Raw genomic sequence first — 22,194 nt, 5'->3', positions numbered from 1 at the left:
GGGCACAGCAGCGGGGTACACCGCCGGAGTACAAGGAGTACACCGGCGGAGTACAAAGGGAAGGGAAGCGGATGCGCGACGTCTGGATGTGGCAGCGGCATGGATGTTGACCTGCGGAAACTGCGCTATTTCGTGGCGGTCGCCGAGGAGCTGCACTTCGGTCGCGCCGCGGAGCGGCTGCACATCGCCCAGCCGGCCCTGACCCGTCAGGTACGCGCGCTGGAGGGCGAGTTGGGCGTGCGGCTCCTGCGCCGTGACCGCCGGGGCAGCGTCCTGACCGACGCCGGGGCGCAACTGCTCGACGAGGCGAGGCCGCTTCTCGCGGCGTCCGCGGCGATGGTGCGCCGGGTGACCGCGGCCGCCGCGGAGAGGCCGACGTTCACGATCGGCTTCATGCCCGGCATCACCGTCACCCCCGCGGTACGCGCGCTCACGGCGAAGCACCCCGCGTTGAGCGTCCGGCTGTTGCGAACGGGCTGGAACGACCAGGTCGAGGTCCTGCGCGACGGCCGGGCCGACGTCAGCATCGTCCGCCTGCCCGCCGACCAGAGCGGCCTGCACGTCCAGCCCCTGTTCGCGGAGCCCCGCCTCGCCGTGCTGCCCGCCGACCACCGGCTGGCGGGAAAGTCCGCCGTCACGGTCGGCGATCTGGCCGATGACCATCTGCTCCAGGACCCGGACGCGGTACCGGAGTGGCGTGACGTGGCCCGCGAGCTGCGCACCGGCGAGCGCGCCGAGGTCCCGCCCATCGACAGCGTGGAGGAGAAGCTGGAGCTGGTCGCGGCGGGTGCGGGGATCTGCGTCCTGCCGCTGTCCACCGCCGCGTTCTACACCCGCCGCGACGTCGTCGCCGTCCCCGTCGACGGCCTGGGACCGGGCCAGGTCTGCCTGGCCTGGACCGCCACGCGCCGCTCCCCGCTCATCCGCGACTTCGCCGACCTGGCCGATTCCCTGGTACCGCCGGACGCGGGGTGAGGCCCCACGCGGCGTGGCGCCGGTATCTCGCAGAAAGGCCCCGCCCCACTCCGGGCACGTCACTCCGGGCACCTCACTCCGCGCGATTCACTTCACCCAACTCACTCCACCCGACTCACCCCAGGCGCGCTCCGGCCCGCAGGACGCTCAGGTAACGGCGTGGCACCCGGTCGCCCATCCGCGTGCGGATCCGCTCGGCGATGGCGTCGAGCAGGGGATCACGGACCTCGCGGTCGAGCCTCCGGTACAGCGACGTCGAGCGGAGGAGATCGGTGAAGCCCTCCGCGTCGAACCACTGGACGGCCGGATACCAGCGCACCGTCGTCGGGCCGAACAGCCCTCCGGGGCCCTCGACCAGTCCCCAGCCCCCGCCGGTGGCGCGCACGTCGTCCTCCAGCGGCGGATGGCCCCAGCCCGGGTTCCCCGGCGAGAACCGCTCGTGGAGGTCGGCCGTCTCGGCGTAGACCTCCGGCTCTCCGGGTCTGCGGACGACGACGTTGCCGAGCAGCGCCATCCAGCCTCCGGGGCGCAGCACGTCGTGCGCGCGCCGCCAGCCGATCGACGGGTCGACCCAGTGCCACGACGAGGCGGCCACGAGGACGTCGAAGCGCCGGCCGCGGTCGTCCCACTCCTCGAACGTCGACGTCTCGACGCCGACGTCGCGGAAGGCCGCGGTCCGCCGGCGGGCCAGTGCGGCCATGTCCGCGCCCGGCTCGACGGCGGTCACCGTGCATCCGAGCGCTGCCAGGGACCGCGTCGCCTGGCCGGTCCCGGGGCCCACCTCCAGCACCGGCGAGCCCGCGCCGATGCCGGTGAGGGCGGCCAGGTCCCCGAACAGCTCGTCGGGGTATCCCGGCCTGACCCGGTCGTAGAGCTCCGGTATCTCGTTGAACACCCGCCCGAGGCCGGGCGGATTCGGGCGGGCCGTCCTCGGATCGTCGGTCACGAGCGCACAAGCTAGGGGGCTCGTCCGAGCGGACGCCACTGGTTTACGGGCGGCGGTGACCGCGCCCGCGCGCCGGTGACAGGCCCTCGTCGAACCGCGGACCCGGCGGCCCCCGCCCCCGGGCTCCCCGTCCCGGGGCTGCCCGCCTCCGGGCTCCCCGCCCCCGGGCTGCCCGCCCCCGGACTTCCTGTCCCCGGACTTCCTGTCCCGGGGCTGCCCGTCCCGGCGCTCCCTCGCCCCTCACAGATGGCTGGTCTCGTCGACGATCCTGGTGTGCCACCAGGCTCTTCCGGGGTTCCTGGTCGCGGTGGGATCGGGCAGGGTCCGGCGCCACAGCCGTTCGTCCAGGTCCGCGAGGAGTTCTTCCAACTCGGCGCGGGCACGGCGGGGAAGCGTCGGCACGACCAGTTCGAGGACGTCCCGCGCCACGGTCACGTTCACTTCGAGTTCGCAGCCGAAGCAGCCGCAGCGGGATCTGAGCACGTACAGGTGCCGGCCCCGGCGCCCGAGGAATCGGCGATATGACCAGAGTGCCGCCGCTGTGGCACCCGGCCATATGCCCGACTCGTCTCCCCAGCGGAGTGTCTCCGCCCGGTGGACGGCGGAGACGGTCCTGGGGAACAGGCGGTCGACGCGGGTCGGCCAGGGGATCTGGCGGTAGAGGCCGTGCGGCGGTTTCCACTGCTCGATGCGCAGGGTTCGGGGCCGTCTACGCGGCATGGACCTTTCGGGTCGTCATCATGCCTGGATCCTGGCACGGGTGGACCCGGGCCGTCGAGGGTCCTACGCCCCTCCCTGAGGGTCCTACGCCCTTCCCCGGCTGTCCGCCGCCTCCTGCGCGCCCGCCGGCTCCCCGCCCCGGCCGGGGCCCCCGTCCGCCGTGGTCCGCTGCTTCTTCCGGTCGCGCGCAGCTCGGAGGTTCGCGATGTTGCCGCAGGTGCGGACGTTGTGCCAGACGCCGCTGCTGTTGCGGGACGTGTCGTAGAAGGCGGAGCGGCAGCCGGATTCGCGGCACAGTTTGAGGCGCGCCCACTCGCCGCTCTGCTGGGCGAGCAGGATCTCCGACCACACGGCTGATTCGAGCCACCCGAGGCCCGTACCGGACGGCATCAGCCCCACCCGCCCCTGGGGGTCGGAGACGAGGACCACCGGGGCGCGCCCCGTGAGGCCGGCGAACGGGCCCGGGGCGCCGGCGGGCCGTTCGTCGAAGGGCACCGCGAGCATCTCGACCACCAGCGCCCTGAGGTCCCGCAGGGCCTCCACGTCGGCGTCCGAGAGGGACACCTGCGGAGCGTCGGCCCCCCTGCTCTCGGCCCACTGCCGAGCGGCCCCGGCCAGCCACTCCTGCGCCGGCGCGCGGTCGGCGAGCAGGTCGGCGCCGGGACCGCGCTCCACGGCGTGGGTGTTGATCAGTTCCTGTACGAGGGCGAGGCCGGCCGGAGCGGTCCGGGCCTCGAACCTTTCCGTCGCGATCCAAGACATAAGGAACAGCATATTTGACTCAGTCGCCGAGTGACGTCATGCTCAACAGAAGCTAAGAGATCTTAGCTTCTGTTGAACGACGAGGGGTGCGAGCCTCATCACCGAGGGCGCGAGCCCCATCACCGAGGGCGCAAGCCCTACCAAGGAGTACGAGCATGACTACCGTCAGTGGTGCGACCGCCCTCGTCACCGGGGGCCAGCGCGGGCTGGGCAGGGAGATCACCCAGGAACTGCTGCGCGCGGGCGCGGCGAAGGTGTACGTCACGTCCCGGACGCCGATCGCGGAGAGTGACCAGAGGATCGTGCCGCTGGCGTTCGAGCTGGGGGACCCGAGGGCGGCCGGCGAGCTCGCGCGGGCCGCCGCCGACGTTCAGATCGTGGTGAACAACGCCGGCATCATGACGTTCGGCCCCCTCCTCCAGGACAGCCAGGAGGAGGTCGAGCGGGTCTTCGGGATCGTGGCCTTCGGGCCCCTGCGGGTCGCCAAGGCGTTCGCCCCCGTGCTGGCGGCGGGCGGCGGCGGTGCGCTCGTCATCCTCCACTCGCTGACGGCGTGGATCGCCGGCTTCCCCGGCTCGGGCACCCACGGCGCGGCGAAGGCGGCCCTGATCTCCATGACCAACACCATGCGGGCGGAACTGTCCGCGCAGGGCACCCAGGTCCTCGGCGTCCAACTCAGCCTGACGGACACCGATCTCGTCCGGAACCTCCCCGGCGCCAAGAACGACCCCGCCAAGGTGGCCGCGGACATCGTCAACGCCCTCGCCTCCGGCGAGACCGAACTCCTCGCCGACGACTCCAGTCGCCACTTCAAGAGCGCCCTGTCCGGCCCCGTCGAGGGTCTGATCGTGTCCGGCTGAGGCAGGCTGACGCCGACGGGCGACAGGGGACGAGGAGAGTCGAGGAGGGTCGAGGAGGCCACCCATGCGCGAACCCGGCAGAGCCCCTTCGCGGGAGCGCCTTCTCGCCGCCGCGGGCGAGCCCTTCCACAACGAGGGCATACGGACCACCGGCGTCGACCACCGGCCCGATCGGCCCGGCCCTGCGTGCGCCGGCCGGGCCGATCGGGGCTGTGCGCGGATCTGTGGATCTGCCACCAGCTGATCAGTGGGGCAGTGGATCAGCCGCCTGCTGATCAGCGGATCAGTGGATCAGTGGATCAGCAGCGCAGGGCGGTCTGGGTGTAGATGCTCTCGACCGGGGAGATGAAGTAGCCGTCCGCGCGCGTGCAGTCCTTGACGGTGCTCGTCCCCTGGGACCAGAACTCCTGCGCCCGCGTGTCCTTGGTGATCACTTGGCCCAACACCTTGTTGGTGGCCTTGTCCCAGACGCCGATACGGATCTCGTACGGGTCCGGGTACTGCGTGAGGTAGCTGTCCCACACCCAGATGTAGCCGTAGTTCTGCTGGCACTTCGGGGAGTAGAACTGCTTGAGGGAGACCCAGTGGCCGCCGTTGCCGTCGTCGCCGAGGTAGGTCGTCGCGCCGATCTGGTAGGCGTCGTCGCAGACCCCGCTCGCCTGTGCGCGGGCACTCGCCGGGTTGCCGGCGGCGGACGGCGCGGTCGAGCGCACGGCCGTCCTCTCCCCCGAGGACGCCCCGGGCGCCGGCCCGGTCCCCGCATAGGCGCTGCTCGTCATGGCACCCATCGCCAGGGCGGCGACCGCGGCCACGACTATTCCGACCCTTTTGAAACGCATCGCGTGGTTCTCCTGAGGTGGAAGTGGGCTTGTACGACGCCGTGTACGACGGCTCACCCGTCCCTTGGGTTGTAGGGAACGTGCCGGGCCGGGTGGGATTCGGACACCGTCACCCATGGCCCGCCCATGGCCCGATCCGACCGGGCCCGGCACCGTTCGGTGCCGGGCCCGGCCCGGCGCCGAGCGGTGTCGCTAGCCCCACTGACCAGGCTGGTAGTCGCCGGCGGGCTGCCGGGTGATGACGTTCAGCCGGTTCCACGTGTTCATGACGGCGACGAGGCACACCAGGGCGGTGAGCTGGTCCTCGTCGTGGTGCTTGGCCGCGTTCGCCCAGGCCTCGTCGGTGACGCCGCCGGCGCCGTCGGCGACGCGGGTGCCCTGTTCGGCCAGTTCCAGGGCCGCGCGCTCCGCGTCGGTGAAGACCGTGGCCTCCCGCCAGGCCGCGACCAGGTTGAGGCGCAGCGCGGTCTCGCCGGCGTGCGCTGCGTCTTTGGTGTGCATGTCGATGCAGAACGCGCAGCCGTTGATCTGGCTGACGCGGATCTCCACCAGGTGCCGCGTGGCGGCCGGGAGCGCCGACTCCCACACGGCGTTGCCGGCCGAGACGATGTGCTTCACGAACTTGGAGCCGACCGGGTTGCCTTGGTGGTCGAGACGGGCTTCCATGCTGATCTCCTTGCCGTATCGGGGGTACACCCTTCCGACACCGCAGGCCGGCGAAATGTGAGCCGAGCCGGGCCCCCGGCTCCCCGGTCTCCGGGCCACCCCCGTCAGCCTTCCGTCCCCGTCTCCGTTCCCGTGCCCGTCCCCGTCCCCGTGCCCGTGCCCGTCCCCGTCCAAGGGCGGAGCTTCTCGGGGTTGCGCACCGCCCAGATGCGCCTGATCCGCTCGCCCGCGACCTCGAACGCGAACACCGTCACCGTGACGCCGTCCTCCTGCGCGACCAGCCCGGGCCGGCCGTTGACCGTGCGCTCCAGGAGCGTCGCCTCGGGTGCCGTGCGGGCGATGTCGATGTAGAGGCGCGCGATCTGCTCGCGGCCTTCGATCGGGTGGGGGTGGGCGCTGGCGAGGCCGCCGCCGTCGCCGATGGCCGTGGCGTCCGGGTCGAGCAGGCCGATGAGGGCCTCGATGTCCTGGGCCTCCCACGCCTGCTTGAAGTCCCTGATGACGCCGGCCTGCTGCGCCGTCGGCGTCGCGGGAGGCTCCGCCGCGCGGATGCGGCGGCGGGCCGAGGAGGCGAGCTGGCGGCAGGCCGCGGGGGTGCGGCCGACGATCTCGGCGATGTCGGCGAAGGGGTAGCGGAAGACGTCGTGCAGGATGAACGCGACGCGCTCGGCCGGGGTCATCGCTTCGAGCACGACGAGGAAGGCCATGTTGACCGATTCGTCTAGGGTGACGCGGTCGGCCGGGTCGGCGGTGGCGTTGCCCGGGCGCCCGCTGATCCACTCCGTGCGGTCGGGCAGCGGCTCCGGGACCCACTGGCCCACGTACCGCTCGCGCCGGGCGCGCGCCGAGCCGAGCAGGTTGAGGCAGACGCGGCTGGCGACCGTGGTCAGCCAGGCACCGGGGGTTCGGATCCCGTCCCGTTGCCGCGGGGTCAGCGCGTACCACCGGGCGTAGGTCTCCTGCACGGCGTCCTCGGCCTCGGCCAGCGACCCGAGCAGGCGGTAGGCGAGGTTGGTCAGCTGGCGCCGCTCGCTCATGATCGCGCTCAGGGCCGGGTCGGTTCCCGCATGTCCCGGCTCGCCGGACCCCGTCTCCCGGCTCGCCGGACCCGGCGTGCTCCGGCTCCTCGGACCGGTGGCGTACCGGGTCCTCGGACCGGTGGCGTACCTGCTCGCCGGACCGGCCCTCAGCCGGCCCTTCCGGCCCCGCCGGCTCGGATGGGGTGCTCATGGTGCGCTCGCTCCCTCGCTCGCGTCTGCCCTCATCCGTTCGACAGGACGGCGCCCCTGAATGTGAGGATGCCACTGATCAGGCGCCGAGAGGGGCCCGGAGACGCAAGCCGAGACACAGGCCGGAGACACAGGCCGAGAGACACAGGCCGAGAGACACAGGGGGGGCCTTGCCACGGCAGGGTGATGTGCCGTGGCAAGGCCCCGGCGGGGTTCACCGCGTCCGGTGAACCCCGCCCCGCCCGGCGTCAGGAGCCGCCCAGCCCCAGGACGCCGCCAAGCAGACCGCCACCGGATGACCGGTGGCCCCCGCCCGACGCTCGATTGCTCTCCGCCCGGACTCGTTCCCCCCGGATGTCGCGGCAGGTATCTGATGGCTCACCTGGACCTCATGCGGGACATACACATTTAGGGGTGCGTCCATGTCAACGGCCCCATGGACATGGGCACAGCATCGCCATGTGGTACATAGGGCCGCCATTCAACCGCCCGTGTCCGGTGCGCGGCACGGTGCCAGGATGGGCCGTATGACGACGATCGACGGTATCGACGGTGAGGTCGCACCCGGGTTCGAGCCGGTGCGGGAGGCGTTCGCGGCGAACTTCGAGCGGCACGGGGACATCGGCGCCGCGGTGTGCGTGTACCGGGACGGCCGGCCGGTGGTGGACCTGTGGGGCGGGACCGCCGACCCCGACGCCGGCCGTCCGTGGCAGCGGGACACGCTGCAACTGGTCTACTCGGCGACCAAGGGGGCGACGGCGACCGCCGCGCACCTGCTGGCCCAGCGCGGCGAACTGGACCTGGACGCGCCGGTGGCCGCGTACTGGCCCGAGTTCGCGGCGAACGGCAAGGCGGAGATCCCGGTGCGCTGGCTGCTGTCCCACCGGGCGGGCCTGGTCGCGCTGGACCGGCCGGTGCCGCTCGCCGACGCACTGGCCTGGCAGCCGATGGTGGACGCCCTCGCCGCCCAGGAACCGCAGTGGACACCGGGCACCGCGCACGGCTACCACGGCCGCACCTTCGGCTGGCTGGTCGGCGAGGTGATCCGCCGGGTGTCCGGCCGCACACCCGGCCGCTTCTTCGCCGACGAGATCGCCGCCCCGCTGGGCCTGGACTTCTTCATCGGGCTGCCGGCCGGTGAGCGCGAGCGGGTCAGCCGGATGGTGTCGACGAAGCCGGACTTCGACCCGGCGTCCGTCCCGCTGGAGGCGATCCCCGAGGAGTTCCGCGAGATCGTCGCCGCCACGCTCGACCCGGACTCCCTCACCAACCGCGCCTTCGCGGTCACCGACCCGGCCGAGATGGACTTCGGCTCGCCCGAGGTGCAGGCCGCGGAGATCCCGTCCTCCAACGGCATCGGCAGCGCGCGGGCGCTGGCCCGCATGTACGCGGCGGTGATCGGCGAGGTGGACGGCGTCCGCCTGCTCACCGCGGACACCCTCGCGTCGGCGACCGAGGAGCAGGCCGCCGGCCCGGACAAGGTCATGATGATCCCGAGCCGTTTCGGCTCCGGATACATGCTCCCCACGGAGATGACCCCCCTGACGGGACCGCACTCCTTCGGCCACCCGGGCCGTGGCGGCTCGCTCGGCTTCGCCGACCCGGACCACGGCATCGCCTTCGGCTACGTGATGAACAACATCGTCGAGGGCGCCGAGGACCCTCGCGCGGTGTCGCTGGTCGAGGCAGTACGGAAGTCGTTGGCGTAACGGGATGGGGTGCCGGGCCGGGCGACCCGTCACCTTGCCCCGTCCCCGGTGGCCACCTCCGCCCAGACGGTCTTGCCGAGGGGGTCGCGTGGGGCCGAGCCCCAGCGGGTGGCCAGGGCGTTCACCAGGAGCAGGCCGCGGCCCGACTCGCCGCCGGGGCAGGAGGGCGGCGCGGCCTTCGGCGGACGCTTCACGCCTGCGGCGTCCGCGACCTCGATGCGGACCACGCCGGTCGTCCCGTCCAGGCTGAGGCAAAGGGCGAAGTGGTGTCCCGGGACGCGGCCGTGGAGCACGGCGTTGGCGCTCAGTTCGGCCACGAGGAGTGCGACCGTGCACGAGGTGTCCGACGGTGGCGGGTACCCCCACTCCTCCATGCGGCGCACCGCAAGCCGGCGTGCGAGGCGCGCGTTTCGGGGTGAGGAGGTGAACTGGCGCCTGAACTCTCGGCGTTCGGGCACGCCCGCCGCTTCCGGTCGCGGTTCCTCGTCGCGCGTGGTGGTCGTCTTCGTCAGCACGCTTGTCCGTCCTTGTCCGTCGAGCCCGGTGAAGCCCCGCGGTGTACGCGAGTCATCACGTTCCGTACTCAAGGTTCGGCAGACCGTCCTAGGGTCGGAAGGTGACGGAGCCTTACCTTTCGGTTCGTAAGGAACGGACGTGATCCCTTGGCCAGCGAAATCGATCCCAGTACGTCGATGGCGGCGCTGTTCGGGTCGCGGGTGCGCAGGCTCAGGCTGGCGGCGGGGCTTACACAAACCGAACTGGGCATGCTGACGCATGTCGTGGCCAGCAGGATCACGCAGATCGAGCGGGCCTCCGGAGCGAGGCCGACGCTGCAACTGGCTCGGGCGCTTGACGTCGCCCTGGGGGCGGACGACCTGCTGGTCGACCTGTGGCCGTATGTGTATCGGGAGGCGTTTCCGGACTGGGCGCAGGCGTTCATCGGGCACTCGGTGCGGGCGGTGGGCATCAGTGAGTACGCGGCCCACGTCGTGCCGGGTCTCTTACAGACGAGGGAGTACGCGCGGGCCGTGCTGCGCGTCGGCCGCACCCTCAGCAGCGACGAGCAATTGGAGGAGAGGCTTGCCACCCGCATGGGACGACAGGAACGGCTGCGTTCGCCCGACCGGCCGGAACTGTGGGTCGTCCTCGACGAGGCGGTGCTGTTGCGCCCAGTTGGCGGGCAACTCGTGATGCGGCGGCAACTGGAGCGGGTGCTCGACGCCGCCGCGGAGCCGCACATCACCGTGCAGGTGCTGCCGTTCGACCAGGGCGAGCACGACGCGATGGGCGGCTCCCTGACCATCCTGACGCTGCCGGACGGTTCGGAGATGGCCTACACGGAAGGCGCCCACTACGGGCAACTCATCGAGGATCCGGAGGAGGTCAAGGCCTTCGCGCTGGCTTACGATCGGCTGCGGGCGGCAGCTCTGCCGCCGCTCATGTCGCTCGACATGATCCGATCCGTGATGGAGGGCAACCACCATGGAGCGAAGGTCCCGTCCCGATCTGAACGGCGCCGTCTGGCGCAAGAGCAGCTACAGCAATCAGGAGGGCGGCAACTGCGTGGAGGTGGCCGACGGATTCCCGGGCGTCGTGCCCATCCGTGACAGCAAAGCCCCGCACGGTCCCGTCCTGACCTTCGAGGCCACTGCCTGGACTGCGTTCATAGGCGACCTGACTCGTACCGCCTGGCGCAAGAGCAGCTACAGCAATCAGGAGGGCGGCGACTGCGTGGAGGTGGCCGACGCATTCCCGGGCACCGTCCCCGTCCGTGACAGCAAGGCCCCCCACGGCCCCGTCCTGACCTTCCGGACCCGCTCCTGGGCCGTCTTCATAGGTGGGTTGAAGGCCGGGAGCCACCGCGTCTGAGCCGACCGGGCCCCGGTCACCGTCCGTCTTCCCGGGCCGCCGGGTCCTTGTCCACGAGGGTCCGGTGGCCCACTGAACTCCCAAAGAACCGGGACAAAGAACTACCGCCCACCCACCTTCCCGGCCCGTTTCACCCGTCAGGGTGACCAGCTTGCAGGCGGAGGACACGGACGGTTACGTTCGCCGCGACAACCGTAAAAGCTACGGCCCCCGGCCGGGACGGCAATCCCGAACGAGGGCCTGACCGATCAGGAAGCAAACCCTTCCCGATGGCTGACCCGCAGTCTAACGCGCGCCTGCGCGCCCATGCCGGTTCCGCCGGTACTCCCACCTCCGGCGTGATCCACGTACGCACCCGCCTCACCGCCGACTTCACGGTGATCTCCAACGCCCTCGCGCAACGCCGCGGCAGCGCGATCACGGTCGGCGTCGCGGCGTACGTCCTGTCCCTGCCGGACGGCTCCCCTGTGAGCATCGCCGCACCGTGCGCGCACTTCACCGAGGGTCAGACCCTGATCTCGTCGACGCTCGGAGGCCTCGAAGTGGCCCGATACCTGGAGCGAGACATGAGCGATGGCCTGGATCCACTCCGGGAACTCGTCGACTGGCTGGAGAAGGAGCATGGACCCATCACCGAGGAGGAGTACGCCGCGGGCCTGGAGGAGCTGAAGGAGCTCGACGCCGAACATGCCCGGCGTGCCGAGCTGGCTGTGCCACGATGTGAAGGCAGGGCTGAGAGGAGGCAGGACATGGTCGACAGGTTCAGCGACGGGCTTCTGACCCCCAAGGAAACAGCCTCCTACCTCGAGATCCCCCAGTCGACCCTCGCCTCCTGGCTGAAGGGCAAGGCCGCCGGAACGCCACTGGTCCATCAGGTGCAGCCGGTGCGGAGGGGACAGCCTTCGGTGCCCTTCATCGCCGTGGCGGAGGCGCACGCCCTTCGTTCGCTCCGCTCCCTCGGACTGCGGATGAGCGAGATCAGGGAGGCGGCTGCCGCCGTACGGGACGCCTTCGGTACGCCGTACGGGCTCGTGTCCCAACGGATTGCGACGGACGGCGTGGACATCTTCATCGAACACGGCTTCGGGGATCTGCGTAGAGCACGGGACGGGCAAGCCCCCATCCAGGAAGTGGTCTCGGACTATCTCCGCTACCTGAGCTGGGAGCCGGGCGACGACTTCCCGTCCAGCCTGCGACTGCGGCAGTACCCGGCATCCGTACCGGTCGTGATCGACCCCAGGTTCGGCCACGGCCTCCCGGTGGTGGCCGCGAACCGTGTCTCGGTCAAGGCCATCACCGATCTCTGGGAGGCCGGGGAGACGGTCGAGGACATCGCCTACGACTTCGACATGACGCCTGAACAAGTCGATGCGCTCTGCCGCGCAGTGGTGCGCCTTGCCGCCTGAGTTCTTCCTCGATCGGAATCTCGGGCGCCGAGTCGCCGATGGACTGACTGCCTGCGGATGGACTGTCCACCGCATCGGGGACGTCTTCCCCGACGACGGCCAGGACATACCCGACCAGGAGTAGATCAGCCATGGCCTCGAACGGTCCTGGGTCCCGCTCTCGAAGGACGGTCGGATCAAGACACGTGACCTGGAGATCCAGCCTGTTCTGGAGCACGAGGCGGTGCTCTTCTACCTGGACAATCAGCAGCTTCGCAGCATCGAGATGGTCGAACGGCTCCATGCACGCCGCGACGCGATACACCGAGCCGTCGAGAGAGGCGGTCCGGCGGCTTACGCGGTACGACACGACCGCATCGAGCGCACGTGGCCCTGACAGGGCGGACTGCGGACGACAACCGCCCGCAACGGCAGTCCCCCGGAGGGGATTGGTGGGACCTTCGTCACCCGGCGGCCAGCCCCACTCCCCCCAGAACAGTGAGCTCCGTACGCTGCGGTGGTGACGCGAGCAGGGCGAGGACGTCCGCCGGGCGAGGTGCGTCGGCGGTCGGCTCGCCGGTGAGGGCCGCCTGGGCGCTGGCCTCGTCGTGCCAGACCTCGGTGACGTGCACCGTGTCCGGAACCGAGGCGTCGCGGCTGATCAGGTAGAGCTCACAGCCGGGGAACCCGCGCAGGCCCGCCGCGACCCTCAGCAGGATGTCGGCGAGGTCGCCGCCCCTGCCCGGGTGCGCGGTCATGGTCATCAGTCGGCCGATCATGCCCCCGCCTCGACTATGTCCGGTGCAGTCGTCATACCCAGGACGATATGCGGCCCGACGGCGGTACGGGTCGCGTGCGCACCGCCGGATCCCACCCCGCCGGATCTCACCCCACCGACGGGAACAGGTCCACGAACGGCTGGGGCGTGGCGGATAGTCCCTGGCCGAAGGGGGTGTCGAGGTCCCAGATGAGGAAGAGCAGGAAGACGATCAGGGCGCTGAAGGTGCCCGCCAGGACGAGTTCGCGGGCCGAGCGCCTGATCTGGAGGGTGAACATCAGGCCGACGGTGACCACCGCGCCCGCGATCAGGCCGAACCAGACGACGCCGGGCATCGTGGGGCCCGCGCTCTGCCCGCGGGTGTTGCGGGCCGCGTCGGCGGTGGCGACGAGGTCGGCCATCGCCTGGTAGTTCTGGCTCTCGGCCTCGCTTGCCGGTTCGCGGTCGAGAATGTCGTGGCGCACCCGGTCGAGCAGCTCCGTCCCGTGCGGCGACAGGGACTGCTGCTCCTCCATGTGCCGCCACTCGGTGTGGACGACGTAGGACACGTACGCGTCGATGTCGGACCTGACGCGGTCCCGGACCGCCGCCGGGTAGACCTGCGCGCGGGCACTCACCTCGTGCAGCGCCTGGGCCTCGTTGAACGTGTTGTCCTGCGCGGCGCTCCTGGCCTCCCAGACGCCGGCGATGGCGAGGCCCAGGACGATCGCGTAGATCACGCCGATCATCATCGTCATGTACTCGATGACGTCGGGCGTCTCGGACGGGTCGTCGTCCTCCCCGATCCTGCGCTGCTGCAGCACGACGACGGCGACGACCACGGCGCACACCAGCGCCATCGCCAGGACGAGTACCACCCATTCCGACATGGACAACCCCCATGGCTGGTCAGGCTCTTGCGAGGCCTGGTTCCCGGAATCCTTCGTCTTCGGATCCCGGCTGGTCAGGACGGGTCAGGACGACCGCGTGCTACGGGACGAACGGGAGCGCGGGCGCAGCACGGCCGCCGCCAGGACGGCCGGCACGGTGATCACCAGCACCGTGAGCGTCAGCGGTGCCCCGCCGTGGTGGGACTGGGCGAGCGTGCTCTTGTGCCGCGGGGCGGCCTGGTAGGTCCGGTCCGGTGGCTCGGGTGCGGACGGGGGGTCCGTCGCCGGTGCGGATGACGCGGGTGGCGGCGGAGGGGCCGGCGGCGCCGCGGCCTCGCCCGACGGGCCTGGGGTCTCCGGTTTCTGCGGTCCCGGGGTCGGCGTGGGCGCCGGCGGCGTGGGCGTGGGCGTCGCGCCTTCCGACGGCGGCGGCGGAGGCGGAGGGGTGTGCGGGGGCGGTGTCGTGGGCGGCGGCGTGGTGGGCGGCGGCGTCGGCTTGCACGGTGGCGGGGGCGGCGGGCACGGCCAGTGGTGGTGGTGCCGCGTCCAGTCCGCCGAGCTCAGCCACAGGCCGATGTGGATGCACAGCCCCAGGTGGATCCCGCCCCCGTGGTGGCCCTCTCCGTGGTGCCGCGACGAAGACGGATCCGCCGTGCCCGACGCCCCGGTAAGTGCCAGGCACAGGACGAGGGTTGCGGGGAGGGTGAGGAAGGCGACGGCACGTCGGCGGAGCACGTCGCGCACCTGTCCCCAACGGCCTCGGGTACCCATCCCCTTGCCGGCCCCCATGCCACGTCGCCCGCCGCGCGCAGCGATGCGCGTGGGCGTGTCCCGTCCCCTCACAGCCACGTCGCGGATCGTCTCACAGCATTTGTCATGTGATGACTTTTTTGCGGGTTTTCGGTACACCGGGCCCTACGAGCAGGCATAATGCACGGCCACACATGCCCTTCGGATGCTTCCCAGCGCCGGCCCCCCGCAGACATGCCCCGGGCCCCGTACAGGCGGCCGAGAGCGTTTCCCGTCTGCTGGATCTGGTAGGAATCGGGGGTCGGGGGAGCCGCGAGTGGGGAGCCTCGTGCGCGCACGGGGACGAGGGAGGGGTCGCATGGCACCGCGTGAGGTCGCCGGCCCGTCGCAGGACGGGTACTTCAGCGGGTCGGAGAGTTCGTCGTTCACCGAGTTCGTCGCCGCCCACCGGCCCGAGCTGCTCCGGCCCCACCGGGCCGTCCCCCGGGATGCCGCCCCGGGCGTCTCGCCCGGGGGCCTGCCGCACGGCACCACCGTGCTCGCCCTCGCCTTCCGCGACGGCGTGCTGATCGCCGGCGACCGGCGGGCCACGATGGGCAACGTCATCGCGCAGAAGGACCTGGAGAAGGTGCACCCCGCGGACGACTGGACCGCGGTCGCCTTCGCCGGGACCGTCGGCCTCGCGGTGGACATGGTGAAGCTCTACCAGGTGGAGCTGACGCACTTCGAGAAGATCGAGGGCGCCCCCATGACCGTCAACGCGAAGGCGGCCCGGCTGGCCGCCATGGTCCGGCAGAACCTCGGCCAGGCGATGCAGGGGCTCGCCATGATCCCGCTGCTCGCGGCCTACGACCAGGTCGCCCCGGACGGCCGGCACGGTCGGATATTCAGCTACGACGTCACCGGCGGCCCCTACGAGAAGACCGACTTCCACGCCGAGGGCTCGGGCTCCCCGTACGCGCGTGCCGCGCTGAAGAAGCTGTTCCGGCGCGACATGTCACGGCGCGAGGCGGCGCTGGCCGCGCTCCAGGCGCTCTACGACGCGGCCGACGACGACTCGGCCACCGGCGGCCCCGACGTCGGCCGCCGCATCTACCCGATCGTCTCCGTCATCACGGAGGAGGGCTACGAGCGGCTGCCCGAGCCGGAGACCGCGGAACTCGCCCGCGAGATGATCGACCAGCGGCGGACGCGACCGGACGGACCGGCCGCGGGCCTGTAAGCGACGGGTGCGTGAACCGCAGGGCTTCCCGGCCCGGCCCGGCTCCGCGAGCGAGGCCGCCCGCCGCTCCGGCCTGCTCCGTCAACCCCGCTCCGTCAGCCCCCGCCCGCCCCCGTCATCGCGCGGATCTCGCGTGCGAAGCCCGCGACCGTGAAGTCCGCGGGGACGCCGTCGATCAGGACCATGTCGCTGATGGAGCTGCCCGTGCGCAGGGGGCGGATCCGCTCGTACTCCGGGGAGTCGTACCAGTTCCGCGCGTCCGCGTGGCTCGGGAACTCCAGGAGGACGGCCAGGCCCGGCCAGGCGCCTTCGAGGACGTCGACGGCGCCCTGCGCGAGCCACCGGCCGCCGTACGCCCGGACGGTGTCCTCGACCTGCTCCAGGTAGGACAGCCCGTCCTCGCCGGGCACGCCGCCCGGGATGCGCAGCTGGTTGATCAGGTACGTGGTCATGCGGGTCCTCCGGTCTCTGCTGCGGCGGGAGCAAGGGGGTGCCCCGGCGGCGCCGGCCAACCGGGGACGAGGGGGTGTCCCGGCGGCGCCGGCCAACCTGCGATGAGCGGGTGTCCCGGCGGCGCCGGCCAACCGGGAAGGCACGGCGGTCCGGGGCCGCCGTGCAGCGGATCAGCCATTCCGGAACCGTGCCGCGATGCGCGGCGAGTCGAAGCCCGTCCCCTGGCCCGTGGACCAGCGCACCAGGTCGGGGGCGTGCAGCCGGGCCGCGCCCGCCGCCCAGATGGAGACCACGATGACGGCCCCCAGCGTGGCGATGGCCATGGTGATCGCCACGGAGATCTGGAAACCGTCGGCGAAGGACGGATAGTGCGTCAGCGCCAGGTGGACCAGCACGGGTCCGATCAGGAACGCCGCCTCCGAGCGGAGCAGCTCGACCAGGGCGAAGGTCGGGCCGAGCTGGGCGGCCGTGACGGAGAAACCGGCGAGGAACAGGCCGGGGGTGACGCCGGCGCCCGCGCCGTAGCCCAGGAACACCATGGACAGGGGGATGAGGACGTCCGCGTCGCTCTGGTCCACGCCCAGCAGCAGGGCCCCGCCCGCCAGGATGCTGAGGATCCCGGTGAGCGCGAGCACCGGCGTCCACTTCGTCCTCACGCACCTGTAGAACATCACGGAGGCGACGATCACGCCGACGATCATCGGGGTGAGCAGGCCACCGGTCTTGACCGCGGAGAAGCCGGACATCCTCAGCAGGTAGGTCTCGCTGAGCTCCAGGAGCGTGGTGAAGCAGGCGCCGACCACCATCGCGGTGATCACACCGGTGACGGGCAGGGTGTTGGTGATGATCCGTACCGGCATCAGCGGGTGCCGCGTGTGGTACTGCGACCCGATCAGCGAGATGCCGAAGAACACCCCGACGAACAGGGGCACCAGGAACTCGGGGTCGGACCAGGTGCCGCGGGCCAGCCAGGCGACGCCGAAGAACGGCAGGAAGGACGCGCCGAACGCCTGTGGAATCGCCCACCAGTCGAAGGCGCTGCCCGGCGCGAACGGTTCGTTGGGCTCGAACGTCAGCAGGCCGATGGACAGGCCGATCGCCGCGATGACCGCGATCCCGGTGTACAGGAGCCGCCATCCGTCGTACTCGCCGATCAGGCCGCCCACCAGCGGCCCGACGGTCACCATGCCGAAGAAGCCGAGGCTGACCACGGCACCCGTGGTCGGCAGCCGGTCCATCCCGTGGCGGAGGATCAGCGGCGGCAGCGAGGCGACCAGCAGCATGCCGGTCGCGGCGCCCTGGAGGATCACGCCGGCGATGAACTGCTCGATGCCGTACGCGCTCAGCACCACGATGGTGCCCACGATGAAGCCGCCCTCGGCCAGCAGGTACACCGTGCGCCGCGACAGGCGCTGGGTCAGGTCGGCCGAGACCACCGCGCCGAAGGCGTAGCCGGCGTTGGACATGGCCCCGGCCAGTTGCAGCTCGAACGTCGTGGCGCCCAGCGCCCGCATCAGGACCGGGCTGGCCAGGGTGGTGACGGTGGTGAGCACCAGGTACGGGCTCAGCGCCAGGAGCACCACGATGACCGCGGCGGGGTAGTTCGTGGCCAGGGGCACACGGTTGAGCACGCTCGGCACGGTGAGACGGAAGCGCATGGTTGCCCTTGCGGTCGGGGACGGGCGGCGCCCGGTCACGCACCCGGCACCCACCGAGTGCCGTCCTCAGCTCGGACGGGCCGCGGCCTGACGGGCCATCAGTTCACCGTAGCCCTGACCGGCCCGTATGACGTTTTGACACGCCATGGGGCTATTCGACCGTTTCCTTGGCGACGGCGTCGTAGCCGCTGGTCGACGAGAGGGAGCCCCAGCCGCAGTAGAACTGGGCGTTGAACCAGCGGCCGGCTTGAGAGGGCTACCCGGGGTGGGTGGGGCCGCGGTGCTGGTCAGCCCGTGCGCCGGGTCTCTGGCTCATGCGCTTCAGTTGCCCGGACCATGGCCGAGGGGCACGGGGGTGTCAACGGGGACTCGGGGCGTCTGTGGCAGGGGTGTACGGGTGAGGCGTGTGGGGCGCCCGGGGTGGCGCCCGGGGTGTGATGGCACGTCAACGTCAGAGGCCGTCCAGAGGCGCCACGCCGCGACAAGAACGCGCATCGCACCCGTATGACGGACGTCAAGGTCCGTTGACCCGTGCCATCCGCTGTCTACGGTTCGGCTCATGGGAGGGCTCGACGAGGTGGGGCGCGACGACGCCGTGCGCACTGCGGAGCCCGCCGGGGCGGCGCACGACCGGCACTGGGCGGGTGGCCTGCGCAGCGCACTGCTGTGTCCGGCGCTGCTGCTCGGGCTCCTGCTGCTCGTCGACCGGGGCATCGGCGACCTCACGTGGTGGCGGGCCGGGGTGTGGACGGCACTCGCCGTCCTGCTGTTCCTGGTGCTCTTCCCGGCCCGGGTCACCGCGGGCCCCGGCTGGCTGGCCTCCCGCGGGCTGCTGCACGGCCGGCTGGTCCGCACCGACCGGCTGCGTTCGGTGCGCTGGTCGGACGGCATCTCCCAGCGGGTCGTCCTGCGGGACGCGCTGGGCGGCCGGGTGGACGTCGACGCCCGCGTCCTGGCCGCCAACCCGCACCTGTGGCACCGCCTGAGTGAGGACGCGCGTACCGCGCGCGAACTCGGATTCCTGGTCAGCGGCGAGGCGGCCCTGCGCCGGCTGTCGGAGCGGATCGACCGGGAGGCGGCGGCGGACGTGTTCAAGGTGTCGGGCCTGGAGTAGGCGCGGACCGCTACGGCAGGCAGTGCCCCTGTCGGCACGGTGGCGATCTGACGGTCTCGTCGTGGCTGGTCGCTCCCCCACTGCCTTGAGGGCGTGGGAGGCACCCCCACCCCGCGCCCCTTGCAAGCCGGGGCTGCGCCCCGGACCTGCGCCCCGATAGGGGCGCGGGGAACTGCGCGAGCAACCAGGACGAAGCGATAGCCGACCCGCGACCGCAAGGGGCAAGGCCTGATAAGGGGCGCGGGGAACTGCGCGAGCAACCACGACCCGGCGGCAGCCAGGCAACGACCGCAAGCGGCTCGACCCAAAAAGGGGCGCGGGGAACTGCGCGACCCGCGCCCACTGGCAGGTGGTCGGGCGACAGGCCGCAAGAGGCTCGACGGACCGGATCGGGCGAAGCCCGAATCGACAGGGGGCGCGGGGAACTGCGCACCGACGCGGCACCCCGAGACGTTTCTCTCACTTCGTCCGCCAGATACCGACACGCCGGGTTCGCGCACCCCCATTACATACGCTGACCGAGCCGCCGCCCGCCCAGCGCAGCGCCCCGCAGCGCCACCCATGATCAGGAGCCCCTCGATGGCCCCCACCGATGCCGCCCCCCTGAGCCGGCTGCGCGCATGGATGCTGGAGGGGCTGTCGGACATGGCCGGTGCCCGGCAGGCGCAGGCGCAGGCGCAGGCTCCGAGCGCCGCGCCGCCGCACCCGCACAAGGGCCAGCGGTGGTGGCGCGTGATGTGCCTGACCGGTGTCGACTACTTCTCCACCCTCGGCTACCAGCCGGGCATCGCCGCCCTCGCCGCGGGCCTGCTGTCGCCGATCGCCACGATCGTGCTGGTCATCGTCACCCTCGTGGGGGCCCTGCCGGTGTACCGGCGGGTCGCCGAGGAGAGCCCGCACGGCCAGGGGTCGATCGCGATGCTGGAGCGGCTGCTGTCGTTCTGGCAGGGCAAGATCTTCGTGCTGACGCTGCTCGGCTTCGCCGCGACCGACTTCCTGATCACCATCACCCTGTCGGCCGCGGACGCCGGCACCCACCTGGTGGAGAACCCGCACCTGACCGAGGTGCTGCACGGCAGGCAGATGCTGATCACCCTGCTGCTGATCGCGCTGCTGGGCGCGGTGTTCCTCAAGGGCTTCCTGGAGGCCATCGGCGTCGCGGTCGTCCTCGTGGCCGCCTACCTGGTGCTGAACGCCGTGGTGGTCGGCGTGGGCATCTGGCACGTGATCGTCGCGCCGCACGTGATCACGGACTGGTCCGCGGCGCTCACCGCGCAGCACGGCAGCCCCCTGGCCATGCTCGGCGTGTCGCTGATCGTCTTCCCGAAGCTGGCGCTCGGCCTGTCCGGGTTCGAGACGGGCGTGGCCGTGATGCCGCACGTCGAGGGCTCGAAGGGCGACACCGAGGAGAAGCCGGCGGGCCGGATCAGGGGCGCCAAGAAGCTGCTCACCACCTCCGCCGTGATCATGAGCTGCTTCCTCATCTGCACCAGCTTCATCACCAGCGTGCTGATCCCGGAGAACGAGTTCGAGCGGGGCGGCCAGGCCAACGGCCGCGCCCTGGCCTTCCTCGCGCACCGCTACCTCGGCGACGGCTTCGGCACCGTCTACGACGTCTCCACCATCGCCATCCTCTGGTTCGCGGGCGCGTCCGCGATGGCCGGGCTGCTCAACCTGATGCCGCGCTACCTGCCGCGGTACGGCATGGCCCCGCACTGGGCGCGGGCGGTGCGGCCCATGGTGCTGGTCTTCACGCTGGTGGCGTTCCTCGTCACCTGGATCTTCGACGCGAGCGTGGACGCCCAGGGCGGCGCGTACGCCACCGGCGTGCTGGTCCTGATCAGCTCCGCCGCCATCGCGGTGACCATCGCCGCACGCAGGGCCGGGCAGCGCGGCTGGACCGTCGGCTTCGGGATCATCTCCGCCGTCTTCCTCTACACGACGGTGGTGAACGTGATCGAGCGCCCGGACGGCGTGAAGATCGGCGCCTGCTTCATCACCGGGATCATCCTGGTGTCGCTGCTCTCCCGGCTGGCCCGCTCCTTCGAGCTGCGGGTGACCAACGTGGAGCTGGACGACCTCGCCGAGCGCTTCGTGCGCGACATCGCGCACCGCAGGATCCGCTTCATCGCCAACGAGCCGGACAGCCGCGACATCGCCGAGTACCGCGACAAGCTGGAGCAGATCCGCAAGGACAACGACATCCCGGCGCAGGAGGACTTCATCTTCACGGAGGTCTCGATCGCGGACCCGTCGGAGTTCGAGGCCGACCTGAGGGTGCACGGCGAGGTCCTGCACGGGCGCTACCGGGTGCTGACGTTGCAGAGCGCGTCCGTGCCCAACGCCCTGGCGGCGCTGCTGCTGCACGTGCGGGACACCACCGGCGGGCTGCCGCACATGTACTTCGAGTGGACCGAGGGCAGTCCCCTCGCCAACTTCCTCCGCTTCTTCCTCTTCGGCCAGGGCGAGGTCGCACCGGTCACCCGCGAGGTCCTCCGCGAGGCGGAACCGGACCGCTCGCGCCGGCCCCGCGTGCACGTGGGCTGACTCGCCCCTCACACCCCACCCCTCACGCCTCACCCCGGCCGACCGGCGCCAAAAAGTGACATAATGCCGCGAAACGTACGCTGGTGGTGGTGCCCGACGGGACGGTGACGGCGGATGCCCGAGGCTCACGAGAACTCCTCCGAGCCCCATGAGCCCTACGAGCCCCACGAGCCCTCCGAATCCCGCGAACCCCACGAACCCCGCGGCCCTCAAGACCCCCACGAACCCCCCACCCCCCGTATCCGCTGGACGCGCCCCAACCTCCGCTACCAGTGGGAGAAGGACCGCGCCCGGTTCCCCAAGGAGCGGCGGGCGCGGTCCGGGGTCATGGAGTACGACACCGGGCTGCCGGCCTCGGAGCTGGTCTTCCACGCGTCATACAGGGACGTCCCGGCGGATCCCGCGCTCGCCGCCGCGTTCGGGGTGCCGGAGGGCACGGTGCTGGTGGAGCGCACCTACCGCACCCGCCCGGCGGCCGAGCGCGCCCCGCTGGCGCTGGTCACCTCACGGCTGGTGCGGCACATGGTCGCGGCCAACCCGGACCTGCTGACCGAGGCCCGCGAGCCCTGGCCCGGCGGCACCCCGCACCAGCTCGCCACGGTCGGCATCGAACTGGACCGCGTGGAGGACCGCGTCACCTCCCGCCCGCCGACCGCCGCAGAGATCCGGGAGCTGGACCTCCCGCCCGGCGCCGCGGTCCTGCTGCTGCGCAAGAGGTGCTTCGACACGGCGGGACGGGTGGTGGAGCTGTCGGACATCACCCTCCCCGCCGACCGCACGGAACTCGTCTTCACGACCCCGCTCCGGCCCTGGTGACCGGGGCGGAGCACCGCGGTGGGGCCG

Annotated in this window: 22 protein-coding genes and 1 pseudogene; 12 read left to right on the top strand and 11 right to left on the bottom strand. The window is 71.6% G+C overall.

Features of this window, described 5'->3' with window-relative positions; translation table 11 throughout:
• The first annotated feature begins 99 nt into the window (after positions 1-99).
• Positions 100-975 (top strand): LysR family transcriptional regulator, encoded by an 876-nt coding sequence (locus Sm713_RS00840; protein WP_212907792.1) that lies wholly within the window; start codon positions 100-102, stop codon positions 973-975.
• A 115-nt stretch (positions 976-1,090) separates the two neighbouring features.
• Here Sm713_RS00840 and Sm713_RS00835 read toward each other — a convergent pair whose 3' ends face one another.
• The 3 genes from Sm713_RS00835 to Sm713_RS00825 all read right to left on the bottom strand — a co-directional run bounded on the left by Sm713_RS00835 (position 1,091) and on the right by Sm713_RS00825 (position 3,403).
• Positions 1,091-1,921 (bottom strand): bifunctional 2-polyprenyl-6-hydroxyphenol methylase/3-demethylubiquinol 3-O-methyltransferase UbiG, encoded by an 831-nt coding sequence (locus Sm713_RS00835; RefSeq protein ID WP_212907791.1) that lies wholly within the window; start codon positions 1,919-1,921, stop codon positions 1,091-1,093.
• 240 nt (positions 1,922-2,161) lie between these two features.
• The gene (locus Sm713_RS00830) at positions 2,162-2,641 is read right to left on the bottom strand and encodes a hypothetical protein (protein ID WP_212907790.1); all 480 of its coding nucleotides are present in this window, start codon (positions 2,639-2,641) and stop codon (positions 2,162-2,164) included.
• An 84-nt stretch (positions 2,642-2,725) separates the two neighbouring features.
• Positions 2,726-3,403, bottom strand: coding sequence for a CGNR zinc finger domain-containing protein (locus Sm713_RS00825; RefSeq protein WP_212907789.1), 678 nt, complete (start codon positions 3,401-3,403; stop codon positions 2,726-2,728).
• Between the two features lie 155 nt (positions 3,404-3,558).
• Here Sm713_RS00825 and Sm713_RS00820 point away from each other — a divergent pair, with 155 nt between their 5' ends.
• On the top strand, positions 3,559-4,263 hold the full coding sequence (locus Sm713_RS00820) for an SDR family NAD(P)-dependent oxidoreductase (protein WP_212907788.1): 705 nt from the start codon (positions 3,559-3,561) through the stop codon (positions 4,261-4,263).
• 299 nt (positions 4,264-4,562) lie between these two features.
• On the opposite strand, the gene Sm713_RS00815 is transcribed toward Sm713_RS00820, so the two are convergent.
• From Sm713_RS00815 to sigJ, 3 genes are all read right to left on the bottom strand, one after another.
• Complete coding sequence (locus tag Sm713_RS00815) at positions 4,563-5,102, bottom strand: hypothetical protein (RefSeq protein WP_212907787.1); 540 nt, start codon at positions 5,100-5,102, stop codon at positions 4,563-4,565.
• Positions 5,103-5,294: 192 nt separating this feature from the next.
• Positions 5,295-5,768, bottom strand: coding sequence for a carboxymuconolactone decarboxylase family protein (locus tag Sm713_RS00810; protein WP_212907786.1), 474 nt, complete (start codon positions 5,766-5,768; stop codon positions 5,295-5,297).
• A 104-nt stretch (positions 5,769-5,872) separates the two neighbouring features.
• Positions 5,873-6,805: an RNA polymerase sigma factor SigJ gene (sigJ, locus tag Sm713_RS00805; RefSeq protein WP_212907785.1), complete on the bottom strand. Its 933-nt coding sequence runs from the start codon at positions 6,803-6,805 to the stop codon at positions 5,873-5,875.
• 719 nt (positions 6,806-7,524) lie between these two features.
• Here sigJ and Sm713_RS00800 point away from each other — a divergent pair.
• Positions 7,525-8,706, top strand: coding sequence for a serine hydrolase domain-containing protein (locus Sm713_RS00800; RefSeq protein WP_374195943.1), 1,182 nt, complete (start codon positions 7,525-7,527; stop codon positions 8,704-8,706).
• Positions 8,707-8,735: 29 nt separating this feature from the next.
• On the opposite strand, the gene Sm713_RS40010 is transcribed toward Sm713_RS00800, so the two are convergent.
• A complete protein-coding gene (locus Sm713_RS40010; RefSeq protein WP_374195942.1) occupies positions 8,736-9,221 on the bottom strand; it encodes an ATP-binding protein in 486 nt (161 codons plus the stop codon).
• A 177-nt stretch (positions 9,222-9,398) separates the two neighbouring features.
• On the opposite strand from Sm713_RS40010, the gene Sm713_RS00790 reads away from it, so the two are divergent.
• The 4 genes and pseudogenes from Sm713_RS00790 (at position 9,399) to Sm713_RS00770 (ending at position 12,357) form a co-directional block, all read left to right on the top strand.
• Positions 9,399-10,313 (top strand): helix-turn-helix transcriptional regulator, encoded by a 915-nt coding sequence (locus Sm713_RS00790; protein ID WP_212907782.1) that lies wholly within the window; start codon positions 9,399-9,401, stop codon positions 10,311-10,313.
• The gene (locus Sm713_RS00785) at positions 10,270-10,575 is read left to right on the top strand and encodes a DUF397 domain-containing protein (protein WP_308293140.1); all 306 of its coding nucleotides are present in this window, start codon (positions 10,270-10,272) and stop codon (positions 10,573-10,575) included. The genes Sm713_RS00790 and Sm713_RS00785 overlap by 44 nt, the downstream gene beginning before the upstream one ends.
• Positions 10,576-10,844: 269 nt before the next feature.
• The gene (locus Sm713_RS41380; protein ID WP_308293139.1) at positions 10,845-11,981 is read left to right on the top strand and encodes a DUF433 domain-containing protein; all 1,137 of its coding nucleotides are present in this window, start codon (positions 10,845-10,847) and stop codon (positions 11,979-11,981) included.
• Positions 11,944-12,357 (top strand): annotated as a pseudogene (locus Sm713_RS00770) (toxin-antitoxin system, toxin component, PIN family protein). The gene Sm713_RS41380 and the pseudogene Sm713_RS00770 overlap by 38 nt, the downstream one beginning before the upstream one ends.
• 67 nt (positions 12,358-12,424) lie before the next feature.
• Here Sm713_RS00770 and Sm713_RS00765 read toward each other — a convergent pair.
• Both Sm713_RS00765 and Sm713_RS00760 read right to left on the bottom strand, forming a co-directional pair.
• On the bottom strand, positions 12,425-12,739 hold the full coding sequence (locus Sm713_RS00765; protein ID WP_212907781.1) for a putative quinol monooxygenase: 315 nt from the start codon (positions 12,737-12,739) through the stop codon (positions 12,425-12,427).
• A 106-nt stretch (positions 12,740-12,845) separates the two neighbouring features.
• On the bottom strand, positions 12,846-13,607 hold the full coding sequence (locus Sm713_RS00760) for a DUF4239 domain-containing protein (RefSeq protein ID WP_212907780.1): 762 nt from the start codon (positions 13,605-13,607) through the stop codon (positions 12,846-12,848).
• On the opposite strand from Sm713_RS00760, the gene Sm713_RS00755 reads away from it, so the two are divergent.
• Both Sm713_RS00755 and prcB read left to right on the top strand, forming a co-directional pair.
• Complete coding sequence (locus Sm713_RS00755) at positions 13,606-13,851, top strand: hypothetical protein (protein ID WP_212907779.1); 246 nt, start codon at positions 13,606-13,608, stop codon at positions 13,849-13,851. The two genes, Sm713_RS00760 and Sm713_RS00755, sit on opposite strands and share 2 nt — an antisense overlap.
• Positions 13,852-14,715: 864 nt before the next feature.
• Complete coding sequence (gene prcB, locus Sm713_RS00750; RefSeq protein WP_212907778.1) at positions 14,716-15,579, top strand: proteasome subunit beta; 864 nt, start codon at positions 14,716-14,718, stop codon at positions 15,577-15,579.
• 95 nt (positions 15,580-15,674) lie between these two features.
• Here prcB and Sm713_RS00745 read toward each other — a convergent pair whose 3' ends face one another.
• Entirely contained in the window at positions 15,675-16,031 is a 357-nt protein-coding gene (locus Sm713_RS00745; protein ID WP_212907777.1) for a DUF1330 domain-containing protein, read from the bottom strand.
• Between the two features lie 171 nt (positions 16,032-16,202).
• Positions 16,203-17,690 (bottom strand): MFS transporter, encoded by a 1,488-nt coding sequence (locus tag Sm713_RS00740; protein ID WP_212907776.1) that lies wholly within the window; start codon positions 17,688-17,690, stop codon positions 16,203-16,205.
• A gap of 559 nt (positions 17,691-18,249) precedes the next feature.
• Between Sm713_RS00740 and Sm713_RS00735 the strand changes: the two genes are divergently transcribed.
• From Sm713_RS00735 to Sm713_RS00725, 3 genes are all read left to right on the top strand, one after another.
• A complete protein-coding gene (locus Sm713_RS00735; protein ID WP_212907775.1) occupies positions 18,250-18,804 on the top strand; it encodes a hypothetical protein in 555 nt (184 codons plus the stop codon).
• A gap of 579 nt (positions 18,805-19,383) precedes the next feature.
• Complete coding sequence (locus Sm713_RS00730) at positions 19,384-21,351, top strand: APC family permease (protein ID WP_212907774.1); 1,968 nt, start codon at positions 19,384-19,386, stop codon at positions 21,349-21,351.
• A 114-nt stretch (positions 21,352-21,465) separates the two neighbouring features.
• A complete protein-coding gene (locus Sm713_RS00725; RefSeq protein WP_212907773.1) occupies positions 21,466-22,167 on the top strand; it encodes a UTRA domain-containing protein in 702 nt (233 codons plus the stop codon).
• The last annotated feature ends 27 nt before the right edge of the window (positions 22,168-22,194 follow it).

Source organism: Streptomyces sp. TS71-3 (assembly GCF_018327685.1).
In the GTDB taxonomy this organism is placed as follows: Bacteria; Actinomycetota; Actinomycetes; order Streptomycetales; family Streptomycetaceae; genus Streptomyces.
Note: the sequence above shows the minus strand (reverse complement) of the source record. Positions and strands in the feature narration are given on the sequence as shown.

What these genes read in the sequence shown, in the direction of transcription:
- Sm713_RS00840 (WP_212907792.1), top strand. Translation starts at nt 100, where the DNA reads ATGGATGTTGACCTGCGGAAACTGCGCTATTTCGTGGCGGTCGCCGAG.
- Sm713_RS00830 (WP_212907790.1), bottom strand. Translation starts at nt 2,641, where the DNA reads ATGCCGCGTAGACGGCCCCGAACCCTGCGCATCGAGCAGTGGAAACCG.
- Sm713_RS00825 (WP_212907789.1), bottom strand. Translation starts at nt 3,403, where the DNA reads ATGTCTTGGATCGCGACGGAAAGGTTCGAGGCCCGGACCGCTCCGGCC.
- Sm713_RS00820 (WP_212907788.1), top strand. Translation starts at nt 3,559, where the DNA reads ATGACTACCGTCAGTGGTGCGACCGCCCTCGTCACCGGGGGCCAGCGC.
- Sm713_RS00815 (WP_212907787.1), bottom strand. Translation starts at nt 5,102, where the DNA reads ATGCGTTTCAAAAGGGTCGGAATAGTCGTGGCCGCGGTCGCCGCCCTG.
- Sm713_RS00810 (WP_212907786.1), bottom strand. Translation starts at nt 5,768, where the DNA reads ATGGAAGCCCGTCTCGACCACCAAGGCAACCCGGTCGGCTCCAAGTTC.
- sigJ (WP_212907785.1), bottom strand. Translation starts at nt 6,805, where the DNA reads ATGAGCGAGCGGCGCCAGCTGACCAACCTCGCCTACCGCCTGCTCGGG.
- Sm713_RS00800 (WP_374195943.1), top strand. Translation starts at nt 7,525, where the DNA reads ATGACGACGATCGACGGTATCGACGGTGAGGTCGCACCCGGGTTCGAG.
- Sm713_RS00790 (WP_212907782.1), top strand. Translation starts at nt 9,399, where the DNA reads ATGGCGGCGCTGTTCGGGTCGCGGGTGCGCAGGCTCAGGCTGGCGGCG.
- Sm713_RS41380 (WP_308293139.1), top strand. Translation starts at nt 10,845, where the DNA reads ATGGCTGACCCGCAGTCTAACGCGCGCCTGCGCGCCCATGCCGGTTCC.
- Sm713_RS00765 (WP_212907781.1), bottom strand. Translation starts at nt 12,739, where the DNA reads ATGATCGGCCGACTGATGACCATGACCGCGCACCCGGGCAGGGGCGGC.
- Sm713_RS00755 (WP_212907779.1), top strand. Translation starts at nt 13,606, where the DNA reads ATGGACAACCCCCATGGCTGGTCAGGCTCTTGCGAGGCCTGGTTCCCG.
- Sm713_RS00760 (WP_212907780.1), bottom strand. Translation starts at nt 13,607, where the DNA reads ATGTCGGAATGGGTGGTACTCGTCCTGGCGATGGCGCTGGTGTGCGCC.
- prcB (WP_212907778.1), top strand. Translation starts at nt 14,716, where the DNA reads ATGGCACCGCGTGAGGTCGCCGGCCCGTCGCAGGACGGGTACTTCAGC.
- Sm713_RS00745 (WP_212907777.1), bottom strand. Translation starts at nt 16,031, where the DNA reads ATGACCACGTACCTGATCAACCAGCTGCGCATCCCGGGCGGCGTGCCC.
- Sm713_RS00740 (WP_212907776.1), bottom strand. Translation starts at nt 17,690, where the DNA reads ATGCGCTTCCGTCTCACCGTGCCGAGCGTGCTCAACCGTGTGCCCCTG.
- Sm713_RS00735 (WP_212907775.1), top strand. Translation starts at nt 18,250, where the DNA reads ATGGGAGGGCTCGACGAGGTGGGGCGCGACGACGCCGTGCGCACTGCG.
- Sm713_RS00730 (WP_212907774.1), top strand. Translation starts at nt 19,384, where the DNA reads ATGGCCCCCACCGATGCCGCCCCCCTGAGCCGGCTGCGCGCATGGATG.
- Sm713_RS00725 (WP_212907773.1), top strand. Translation starts at nt 21,466, where the DNA reads ATGCCCGAGGCTCACGAGAACTCCTCCGAGCCCCATGAGCCCTACGAG.